We start from the raw sequence: 9975 nt of genomic DNA on the forward strand, positions 1-9975 counted from the left end.
ACCTCACGAGAGATGACAGACTGGGCACCCAACGGAGCTCCTACCGAACAGTGATCTTGGTCGACACGGTTCTAGCAGGAGCTCCGTCCCATTTCAGGCGACTTGACGCGGCCACCCACGGCTCTATCTACACGGCATTGGAACTAGACCCGGCCGGCCCCGGCGGGAGGCTGCCTGCGGCACCCTGCGACGTCCGGAGGGACCGGGGGCACCCCTCACCCCATCCTCAGCGGAACGCGGCGACGTGGCGGTCGGCCCAGTCGGTGAAGGTACGCGCGGGACGGCCGAGCACCTGCCGGACGGCCGGGCTGATGCGCAGTTCGGCCCCGTTCGGGGCGCCGAGGATGTCGAGGGTGTCGTCGGCGAGTTCCACCGGCATGCTTCGGGCCATCGCGGTCCTGGCCTCGTCGCGGGTGAGCTCGTGGAACCGCAGGGGCGAGCCCAGCGCGGCGGAGACGGCCTGTGCCTGCCCGCGCGGGCTGATCACCTCCGGGCCGGTCAGCTCGTACACGCCGCCGAGGTGCCGGTCCTCCAGCAGGCAGGCCGCCGCGACGTCGGCGATGTCCGTCGGGTCGACGACCGGCGCGCCGATCTCGCCGAACGGGGCCACGACGGTCCGCCGCGTCCGGATGGACTCGGCCCACCACAGCACGTTGGAGGCGAAGCCGCCCGGCCGCAGGATCGCCCACTCCGGGGCGGACTCCCGGATCAGGTCCTCCAGCGCCCGCATCGCGATCCGGGTCGGGCCGAACGGCCTGGTGGACACGCCCTGTGTGGAGAGCAGCACGATGCGCCGGACCCCGGCCGCCACTGCTCGGCCGACGACGTCGGCCGGGGCTGTCCCGGGGCCGTGCAGGTCGCCCGACAGCAGCAGGAACAGCGCCTTCGCCCCGGCGAGCGCGGGCTCCAGAGCGGCCGGCTCGGCCAGATCGGCTACGACGTGCCGGACGCCGTCCGGCACGGGCGCCGCGTGCCGCGAAACCGCCGTCACCTGTTCTCCCGCCCCGGCCAGTGCCCGCGTCAGCGGCCGGCCGATGTTTCCGGTGGCTCCGGTCACCACGATCATGATCAGCTCCTCGCTCGATGTCCTGCGCTCGATGTCCTGCGCTCGTGTGCACGTGCTGCTGTGCGGTGCTGACGCTAGGACGGCGGGCTTACCGCTGGTAAGGACATACCCGAAGGTAAGCTCCGCACATGACGGAAGGCTTGCAGCCAGGGCGCAGTGACACCGGCAAGCGGTATGAGGTGTTTCACACCGACTGCGCGGCACGCGACACGGTCGACCACGTGACCAGCCGATGGGGGGTCTGGGTGCTGATCTCCCTTCAGGGCAACGACCTGCGCTTCTACGAGCTGCGCGACAGCATCCGGGGCATCAGCGAGAAGATGCTCGCGCAGACCCTGCGCGCGCTGGTCCAGGACGGCCTGGTGTGGCGGACGGTCGAACCGACCACGCCGCCTCAGGTCACCTACGGGCTGACCGAGTTCGGCCGGGACGTCGGCGAGCCACTGCTGGAACTGTTCGACCGGATCACCCGGTGGCTGCCGCCGGGCACCGCCGACCGGACACCCGCCGATGGATCACGACCCCGGTCGTAGACACGTCGGGTAAGCCAGCGAGAAAGTCGATCGCCCCCGCTCGCCCCGCCAGATGTGGTCGCGAGCTTCGCCCCACCGCGGGGCCCGCAGGATCTGCGTGCGCCAACCTCTCCGCCCGCCTCCGGTGCGCGCGGATCGTGGCGCCGACCGGTCGCGCTCAAGGACGGTGCTCCGGATCCGGGGCGCCGATCCGGCCGATCGCGTCGGGGCACGACGCGGCCCCCGGGCCGGCGGGCTGCCGGTCCGGGGGCCGCGGTCGTAGTCCCCGTCCACCGTGTACAGGCGGCCGTTGGCGCCGAGCGCGTACACGTGCAGGACGTTGCCGGTCATCGCGGCGGCGACCTTGGTGATCCGGGTACCGAAGGAGTTGGCGGTGATCGCGGCCCAGCCGGTCCAGCGCCCGACCGCGTAGTCGGCGGCGGCCTCGTAGGGTCCGCCGTCGGCGGCGACCACCAGCTTGGTGGAGGTCCCGTTCTCGACCACCGACAGGTCGGCGATGTTCTCGCGCCCACTGATTCCGCCGCCGGGGAGGCCGGGCGGCGAGGTCAGCAGCGCGGGACGGAGCTGTTGGGGCCGCCGAAGCTCTGCTCGATGTAGCCGGGAACTCCGGTGGTGTTGTCGGTGATTCGCCACCAGTAGGTCTCCAGGGGACCAGGGGTTCCGCAGTACACGGTGACCTTGTGGCCGACGTACCCGAGGCCATTGATCGTCGCGGTGAGGTTCGGCCTGTTCCGGATGTTCACGCCGTCCTGGTAGAAGCGGCCCGATACCGCGTTGATCCCGGCAGTAGCGGCCGAGACGGTTTCCGGGGCTGCCGACGCGGTGCCGCCGTAAGCGGAACCGAGGATGATCGCGGCTCCGAGGACACCGGCAGTCTTCTTCAACATGTGATCTCCATGAGTGGCGGAGGTGTGCAACGTGTACGGCCGGATCCGGGCGCGGGCTTTTCCCCGCACCGAGGTCCATCCGTCTGCTCGTTCTCTCGGTGAGCTGAGGGGTGGGCGGGTCGTGTTCGTGACTGCGCGACTTCACCTGTCACCGCCAGCAGTGGGCGAGGTCTGTCAGGGGTGCACGATCCTGTCAACTCGCACGTAGGGCATCGAGACCGTTACCGAACCGCGGGGCCGGCCCGCCCGGGAGCGGGCCGGCCTTCGGCTCAGGGCCTGGTCGTCACCTCGTCCGGACGCGCCCGGCCGGGAGCCGTGCCGCGTGGACGACGCCCCTGGTCAACGGACCACAACGGTCCCGCTGCCCGCACGGTAGCGCCAACCGGCGCCCAGGGTGTTGCAGTGGATCTTGGACCATCCGTTGTTGCTCGCGTCGTTGCCGGACAGGACGGTGTGCCGGCCGTCGCTGCTGTCGCAGTACGCCTTCACCTTGTAGATCTTCTGGGTCGCACAGTGCACCCCGAAGTAGTTCGAGTCCGACCCCTGGACGCAGTACGACGGGATCGAGCCGCTGAGGCCGGTCTGCGCCTGGGCGGGCGCAGCGACGGCGCCGCCGACGGCGAGCACGGCACCGAGGGCGAGTACGGAAACGGTCTGACGGATGCGCATGAGGGACCTCTCGTCGAAAGGATCGATTCGGTGTTCTGCGGCGCCCCGTCCCGGCCGGTCGGCGTTTCGGGGCACGTCGGCAACTCTGGTCGACCGACTTGAGGCAAACCTTGGGAAAAGCTTGATGCCTCAGATAGGGCCGGCAACTCGTCCACTAGGGAAAGGACTTGGACTTGCCGGGCGGACAACCCGACGAGCCTGGGTCCCGCATGTTCGACCCTTCGGAGCTCCACGTCGAGGGACGACCTGCCCCACTGGCCAGGTCGTGGCGGTTGCCGGGGCGCGCGACCGGAGGGCGGTGACGGCCTCCGCAGCACGGTCCGGGCGGGCGGGTGCAACGGATCGGCTCCCGTCCGGGCCGTCCGGCCAGGTGGGGAGTGTGGACGGGACTACGGACGTCCAGAACCCCGGGCATCCGGGAAAAATACCCCGGCGGGTATATTGGACGACGAAGCGGGGACGTCCTCCCCGACCGATCCACAAGGAGTTCCGCCATGTGTCGACGTACCACGTGCCGAATCTGCGGCAAGGCCGGCTACGCCGGGTGCGGTATGCACGTCGACCAGGTCCTCGCCGGAGTTCGCCAGGCCGACCGCTGCTCCTGCGACCGGAGCGCCCGCAAGGCCGGAGGCTTCCTGGCGAAGCTACTGGGCCGCCGCTGAGCGAACGGGCGCCGCTGGGGCGGGCCACACGCCGGGGCACCCGCCACGGCCCGCCCCATGTCCGCCCAGCTCTGTCGCTGCCGCCGTTGCGGCGGCGTCCTGTGTGGATGTGGGTTCGGCCCGGCGGATACCCCCGGGGGCCTCGCTCAGCACGCCGGCGCCGCCCGCCCGGCGCATCGGAGGAACCGTCGTCGGCGGGAGCGCCGAGCTGCGCACCCGCCGACGACGGTCGGCGTCGGTCAACGGCGAGAGAACGCGACCTTCGGCAGGACCCGGTCGAGCCGGGCGGTCGACGCCGAACGCATGCCTCGCAGCGAACTCGACGCCTCGCGCACATCGAACACGAAAGTGCCCCGCGCCTGCACGGCGGCGGGCGCCGACCGGACGGCCCGGTCCGCCCGCAGGCGGACCGGGAAGACACAGCCCCGCGCCGCACGGCGCCGCCGATGAGCGAGCCGGACGTCAGGCGAGTGCCAGGAAGAGCTTTTCCAGTTCGGCCTCGCTCATCGGCGGCTCGTCGCCGTCCGCGACGGCCATGCACTGCCGCATGCCGCTGGCCACGATCTTGAATCCGGCCCGGTCGAGGGCACGGGAGACGGCTGCCAACTGCGTCACGACGTCCTTGCAGTCACGCCCTGCCTCGATCATCGCGATGACGCCGGCGAGCTGGCCCTGGGCCCGACGAAGGCGATTGAGGACCGCGCCGACCGCTTCGTCGTCGACCTGCATTCCCATACCTCCAGAGAGTCGCTCGCCCGCGAGTTTACCCCGTGGGGTATGTCTCGGGCGCCTCGGGGCGATCAAGGACCCTCCTGGGCAGGGCCGGTCGGCTCCGGTCTTCGACTCGGCACCGCTGTCCACCGAAGCTGAACCCGACCGCCACCGGCCACCTCGCGACCCGCCGGCCAGGAGCAGACCGCGTCCTCACCTGCGCAGGACACCCCACCCGCCGGCGCCACAACCGACGGGCGCAGCCTGCCACTCGTCGCCGACAGCTCCGGGGAGGTCAGTGGGGATCGCCTACTTGGTCGGCCACGGCGAAGTCTGCCCCGCAGTCCGTGCAGTGCGCGCTTCCGAAGAGGTAGGTCACAGCAGTGGCGACCTCGTTCTGGCCGTCGGTGAAAGCGAGTGCGTGGATCCGTTGGCCGATGCCGCGCAGGTCGCCAGGGCCCACGGGTCGCAAAGGGGCCTTCTCCACGTGGTCGTCCAGGGCGTAGTCGCCGCTCGTGGAGAAGTAACCGTAGTCACCGATGGCGATGAACAGGCTGGTTTCGCAGTCGGGACAGGAGATTTGGTACTCCCCGTTCACGAGTCCCCACGCAAGCTCCTCACCCCAGACCGGGACACCTTCGAATGCCATAAGGGCTTCGAGCAGGTAGATGTAGTCGGTCCGGTCGGGAGACGTCCGAAGGTGCTCGTTCGCCATGCGTAGGAGGGTTGCGATCTCCTGCGCATACTTCACACGGACGTCGTCGGCCCCGTGCAGCTGGCCCGTCCCCGCCACGATCGCGGCTGCGAGGTGCAGTGCGTTCAGCTGCTCCTGCGGGTCGGCACCCACGGCGATTGTCGTCAGCCGGGGAAGCGCCGCGAAGCTGGCCGAGTAGACGCTGCCCTGATGGCAGAGGGCCGACCAGAGGTCGTTCCAGCGCTCGGCGTTCGGATCTGCTTCGATCTCGTCCAGCAGGGCGGGTATGTCTTCCGCAGAGCCGTAGGCATGGCTGAGTTGCGACCAATCCGTCATGCAGGAATCCAACCAGGCCGTTGTGACATTCGAGGCTCCTGCACCGGAAGCATCGGTGCCGGCCCCACGACGGAACCGTAGAGCCCCCGACCGGCACAACCCCCGAAGGCCGCCCAGGCGGACCAGGAGTCAGCAGGACGGCCAGGTCGCCGGGGACTGCAGCAGGAACCCGGCGGGCGCAGCATCGACGCTACGGGCCGACAACCGGCCGGCAGGAAGGTGGGGGCGGGACGCGCCCTGGGAAGTCAGCCGGCGTCCCGCCCCGGGTGGAGCACGTGATCAGGAAGGGTGACCCTGTCGCAGGCCTCAGCGCAGCGGTGTCCGCCGGGCCCTGTACGACCTACCCGTCAGACCACCCACCAGCCGTAGCCCGTGAACCCGCCCTTGCCCGCGCAGTAGGCGTACGAGGTGGAGCCGTTCGCGTACTTCTTCGCGCCGAAGACGATGCTGCCGTTCCCGCACTCGGCGACGGCGTAGAACTTCGTGCCGGCCGCACCCGAGCAGGTGACGCTGAAGGTGTTGATGTCGCTCCAGTTGGAGGCGCACCTGGCGGCAGCGAGGCTCGCGCCCGGACTGGACGTCTGGGCCTGAGCGGCGGGCACCGCACCGAGAACGAGAGCGGCTCCGATGGCGGCACCGGCGACTGCACGACGGATCTGCATGATCGACTCCTCAAGAGTGGTCGAGTGAACCCTGTTGCCCGACCGACCGGGCAACAGGACCCACCGTTCCTGATCGCTCTTGGGAGGAACCTTGAGGGAATCCTGAAGTGCCAGGTCAGGGGGCCTGCGCCCCGTCGCCCCCTCCGGGTCGACGGTCGAGCTCCGCTGACACGACACACCGTCGGTCGACGATCGGGCCCGGCCGGCTCCCGAACTCCCGGCATGCCTTGCGGGCTCCCGACGGCCCGAGCGTGCCGGGCTTGAATCGGCATGGAGCAGGGGCCGGTCCGGTCGAGGCCGACCGGGCTACGGCGGGCGACGGCGGCGGGCGACGGGCGGCGGGCGGCGGGTTGACAAGGAAGCCCTGTTTATCGATTATCGGCATATCGGTAATCGATAAGGGGGAGTTGGGATGTCCTTGCTGGGCAAACTGCGGAGGCCCGACTGGCTCGGCGAACTTCAGGGCGTGCTCACGCTCGGTCTGGTCGCAACGGGCCTGGCGATCGCGGTACCCGTGGGCCGTGCGCTGCTGGGCGACCTGCCCGTGACCACCGGGATACCGGCCGGCGCGCTGGAGGGGAGCACCGTGATCCCCGGCAGGACGACCGGGGGCGTCAGCATCACCCCGGACTCCGTCATCGAGGTGGAGATCGCCGATCCCAGCGCCCACCAGATCGTCGCGGCGGTACTCACCGCGCTGCCCAGCCTGCTGGTCGCCCTCGGCATGCTGGTCATGCTGCTGCTCGTCGTGCGGCGGGCCCGTCGCGGTGATCCGTTCACCGCCCAGGCGGTGCGGCGGTTGCGGCTGCTCGCCGTCTTCGTCATCGTCGGCGGGACTCTGGCCGGGGTGGCGGAGAGCGTCGCGGCACTGGATCTCGCCCTCAGCGTGAGCGACACGGCGGGCGTCACGGTCTGGGAGTTCCCGGCCGCGTGGACGCTGGCCGGGTTCGGGCTCCTCGCGTCCGCCGAGGTCGTCAGCCGTGGCGCCGGGATGCGGGCCGAGCTGGAGACGGTGATCTGATGCCACCGGAGGAAGAGCACCGCGTCGAGGTGCACCTCGACAGGCTGCTGGAGGAATGCGGCCTCACGCTGACCGAATTGGCGGACCGGGTCGGCCTCACGCTTGCCAACCTCTCCGTCCTCAAGAACGGCCGGGCACGCGCGATCCGGTTCAGCACGCTCACAGCGCTGTGCGATGCACTCGACTGCCGGCCCGGCGACCTGCTCACCGTCCTGCCCAGGACACCGCCCGGCTGAACCGGTGCGCCGCCCTCACGGCCGGAGCGCCGTCGAGATGAGCGGCATCGCGGGCGAGCCGGCCGTCTGCCGTGTCGTCAGCTCTCCATCCCTGACGGCGCCCGACACCCCGGCCACGACCGGAGCCGCCCGGCCTGATCCTCTCTCGCGAGGATTGCCGGCCCGACGGCGCCCGCGCACCCGCCCAGAATCCCGGTGCGGCAACGGAACTTCACAGACACCATGGTGATCATGACGAACGACGAGACGGGGCTCGCCCCTCTGGGCCTCTGCGTGGTGGGCAACGTGGCGCAGGTGACCGCCCACGGCACCGGCGGCGGCGAACTCCATTCCGGCCTGCGGCACTTCGCCCCTGGTGCCAAGGTCTGGGTCGCGCCGCCGCGCTGGGACCCGTGGGACCCGGGCGTGACCGTCGTCGGCCGTCACCGGGGTAACCACCGCCGTTACATCGCGGTCGTCGTCCAGCGCCGGTTCCTGGAAGACCTGCGGGTCCGGGGTATCTACAGCCCGGCCCTGCTGGCGAAGCTCGGCGGCGGCTGGAACGCCCATGCGGCCGAGGAGTTCACGCGGTTCTGGGGCAGCCCGAGGCTGGAGACGCGGGTCGAGATCGGCGGACGGCCGCGCTGGGCCCCGCCGGTCCTCGACCCCCCGCCCCCGGAGATGGAGTACGAGGGCGCGGTCTACCACCTGTCCGGCTTCGACGCCGGACACGCCCGCTACTCGGCGCAGCCGCCCCCCTGGCTGCGGCCCCGGCAAGGCTGAGCCCGAGCCCCCACCGCGCCGACTCCGTGCCCGGATCTCTGAGCTCGGCGCGGGTCTGAGGGCGGTCGTGTCGGTGAAACTCGAACACCTCGATTTCGAGCGGCCCGTCCGCGACCGGCTGGGCAACGGCCCCGTCCGCGCCTGCGTCGCCGAGGCCGTCCGAAAGCACCCGGCCGGCCGGCTCCGTACCAACCCGGCGCAGGCGACGGCCGCCCTCACCCGGATCTCGTCGGTCACCCGTCACTGACAGCGGCGCACCGAGGACCCCGAGGCCCAGGTCGGGCTTGATCCCTGATTGCCGGTGAGGTCAGTCCGGCGCCCGGCTTCCGCACGGTCGCGCAACGCCCTGGAGAGCCGGGTGTGAATGCCGGAGATCTCAGCCATGCCCGCTCCCTACGGAGGGCAACTGTCCGCACGGCCAGATGTGCGCGTTCCAGAACTCCAACGGCGGCGGTCAGCCCTCTCCGGCCCGGCCGGGGCGGCCCTGTCCGCGTGGCCCCGGCAGACGGGAGAGAAACCGTCCGCCCGTTGCGAGCGGCAACCCCGGAACCCGACCGGCCGCCCTCCCCCACCGCTTCGCGTCCGTGCCGAAGTCCCGCAGGGTGGAGTGGCCGGCCTTCCCGGCCGAGGGTCGCTTCCCGGCCCTTGCGGGCCGCGGTTGTGCGCTGGTTGCCCCCGGTCAGCGGCGGCCGGTGGCCAGGATGACGAGGAACTGGCCGCCACCCGCCTCGATGTCTGCGGTCACCGGCAGCCCCGGTACCAGTCGGGAGAACCGGTCCACCAACCAGTCCGCCGCCGCCTGGGCGTCCTGCCTGGTCGGGCAGCGGCCCACCATCTCGCGGCCCCCCTTGCGCTCCAGCCTCCCGGCCACGGTGATCAGGGGCGCCGGCTCGACCACGTACAGGCGGTCCGGCCAGGCGATGACCACCTTGACCGCGCCCTTGCGGGTGTTGCACCCGCGATGCGCAAGCCGCTCGGCGACCTTGGCCTTCCGGTCGGCGGTACGGCTGTCGACACTGGGCCCTCGCGGGTCGTTCACCGACTCGCCGGGGTCGACCGGTTCGTCGCACACCCAACATCGCCAGCCGTCGCGCTCGGCCACATCTTCAAGGAGACTCACCCGAGCAAACTAGCCTGCCCGGCCGCCACCCCGCACATCAGGGCCACCACGACGCCTCGACACCGACCGACCAGGCTGCGGAGGCACACGCCGATCCGGCCCGGTTCCGGCCTCGCCGGGACGCGGCGACGATCAGCACCTGCCTTGCAACGCTCCCCTGCTCAGCTCTGCTGCTCCGCCAGGGCCGGCTGGAGCATCGATTCGAGGACGTCGTCGATCTGGCCGCCGAGAGCACGGGCCGCCAGTCGGCCCTGCCGGTCGACGATCAGCGTGGTCGGGAAGGACTGCGCACCGAGGGTGCCCGTGGGGAACCTGAGCAACTGGGTGCCGGCCGGGTCGTACTGGCTGGGGAAGGTGACGCTCGCACGCGTCTCCGGCGGATTCAGGCGGGTCCGGCGCTACCCGCCCAAACCCTTCCGACCTGCGACCGCACCCGAGTCCGGTCGTCCGGCCGGCGACGCACGGGTCACATCCGAGGGAGGGGGTGGGACCCGACGCTCGCGCGTCGGGTCCCACCCCCTCCCTGGATGCGGATGTTCCTACCGGTCACCAGCGGTACCAGCGGTGACGGCGGCCGGAGGAGTGCGTGCCACGGGCGACGAACCCGACCAGCCAG

15 protein-coding genes are annotated in these 9975 nt (G+C 71.0%); 6 read left to right on the forward strand and 9 right to left on the reverse strand.

All coding sequences use genetic code 11. The annotated features are described in order from the left end of the window. Positions 1-226 precede the first annotated feature (226 nt). Complete coding sequence (locus PUR61_RS02650) at positions 227-1066, reverse strand: NAD(P)H-binding protein (protein ID WP_329875188.1); 840 nt, start codon at positions 1064-1066, stop codon at positions 227-229. A 128-nt stretch (positions 1067-1194) separates the two neighbouring features. Here PUR61_RS02650 and PUR61_RS02655 point away from each other — a divergent pair, with 128 nt between their 5' ends. Continuing rightward, on the forward strand, positions 1195-1599 hold the full coding sequence (locus PUR61_RS02655; RefSeq protein WP_329875190.1) for a winged helix-turn-helix transcriptional regulator: 405 nt from the start codon (positions 1195-1197) through the stop codon (positions 1597-1599). Here PUR61_RS02655 and PUR61_RS02660 read toward each other — a convergent pair. The 3 genes from PUR61_RS02660 to PUR61_RS02670 all read right to left on the reverse strand — a co-directional run bounded on the left by PUR61_RS02660 (position 1582) and on the right by PUR61_RS02670 (position 3155). After that, a complete protein-coding gene (locus PUR61_RS02660) occupies positions 1582-2082 on the reverse strand; it encodes a hypothetical protein (RefSeq protein ID WP_329875192.1) in 501 nt (166 codons plus the stop codon). The two genes, PUR61_RS02655 and PUR61_RS02660, sit on opposite strands and share 18 nt — an antisense overlap. Positions 2083-2144: 62 nt before the next feature. After that, complete coding sequence (locus PUR61_RS02665) at positions 2145-2486, reverse strand: SH3 domain-containing protein (RefSeq protein ID WP_329875194.1); 342 nt, start codon at positions 2484-2486, stop codon at positions 2145-2147. A gap of 339 nt (positions 2487-2825) precedes the next feature. Next, positions 2826-3155, reverse strand: coding sequence for a hypothetical protein (locus PUR61_RS02670; protein ID WP_329875196.1), 330 nt, complete (start codon positions 3153-3155; stop codon positions 2826-2828). A 494-nt stretch (positions 3156-3649) separates the two neighbouring features. Between PUR61_RS02670 and PUR61_RS02675 the strand changes: the two genes are divergently transcribed. Next, positions 3650-3817: a hypothetical protein gene (locus PUR61_RS02675; RefSeq protein ID WP_329875198.1), complete on the forward strand. Its 168-nt coding sequence runs from the start codon at positions 3650-3652 to the stop codon at positions 3815-3817. A 462-nt stretch (positions 3818-4279) separates the two neighbouring features. On the opposite strand, the gene PUR61_RS02680 is transcribed toward PUR61_RS02675, so the two are convergent. From PUR61_RS02680 to PUR61_RS02690, 3 genes are all read right to left on the reverse strand, one after another. Further along, complete coding sequence (locus PUR61_RS02680) at positions 4280-4546, reverse strand: metal-sensitive transcriptional regulator (RefSeq protein ID WP_329875212.1); 267 nt, start codon at positions 4544-4546, stop codon at positions 4280-4282. Positions 4547-4823: 277 nt separating this feature from the next. Next, positions 4824-5558, reverse strand: coding sequence for a hypothetical protein (locus PUR61_RS02685; protein ID WP_329875200.1), 735 nt, complete (start codon positions 5556-5558; stop codon positions 4824-4826). Between the two features lie 347 nt (positions 5559-5905). After that, positions 5906-6220: a hypothetical protein gene (locus PUR61_RS02690; RefSeq protein ID WP_329875202.1), complete on the reverse strand. Its 315-nt coding sequence runs from the start codon at positions 6218-6220 to the stop codon at positions 5906-5908. A 412-nt stretch (positions 6221-6632) separates the two neighbouring features. Between PUR61_RS02690 and PUR61_RS02695 the strand changes: the two genes are divergently transcribed. The 4 genes from PUR61_RS02695 to PUR61_RS02710 all read left to right on the forward strand — a co-directional run bounded on the left by PUR61_RS02695 (position 6633) and on the right by PUR61_RS02710 (position 8486). Beyond that, positions 6633-7241: a DUF2975 domain-containing protein gene (locus PUR61_RS02695; RefSeq protein WP_329875204.1), complete on the forward strand. Its 609-nt coding sequence runs from the start codon at positions 6633-6635 to the stop codon at positions 7239-7241. Further along, positions 7241-7477 (forward strand): helix-turn-helix domain-containing protein, encoded by a 237-nt coding sequence (locus PUR61_RS02700; RefSeq protein WP_329875206.1) that lies wholly within the window; start codon positions 7241-7243, stop codon positions 7475-7477. The genes PUR61_RS02695 and PUR61_RS02700 overlap by 1 nt, the downstream gene beginning before the upstream one ends. Before the next feature lie 231 nt (positions 7478-7708). Then, positions 7709-8239, forward strand: a complete 531-nt coding sequence (locus tag PUR61_RS02705) for a hypothetical protein (protein ID WP_329875208.1) — start codon at positions 7709-7711, stop codon at positions 8237-8239. A gap of 73 nt (positions 8240-8312) precedes the next feature. Continuing rightward, positions 8313-8486, forward strand: a complete 174-nt coding sequence (locus tag PUR61_RS02710; protein ID WP_329875209.1) for a hypothetical protein — start codon at positions 8313-8315, stop codon at positions 8484-8486. 432 nt (positions 8487-8918) lie between these two features. Here PUR61_RS02710 and PUR61_RS02715 read toward each other — a convergent pair whose 3' ends face one another. Continuing rightward, positions 8919-9359, reverse strand: coding sequence for a hypothetical protein (locus PUR61_RS02715; protein WP_329875210.1), 441 nt, complete (start codon positions 9357-9359; stop codon positions 8919-8921). 161 nt (positions 9360-9520) lie between these two features. Continuing rightward, positions 9521-9679, reverse strand: coding sequence for a TlpA family protein disulfide reductase (locus tag PUR61_RS02720; protein ID WP_329875211.1), 159 nt, complete (start codon positions 9677-9679; stop codon positions 9521-9523). Positions 9680-9975: the final 296 nt, after the last annotated feature.

It is taken from the genome of Streptomyces sp. BE20 (assembly GCF_036322525.1).
Lineage (GTDB): Bacteria > Actinomycetota > Actinomycetes > Streptomycetales > Streptomycetaceae > Kitasatospora.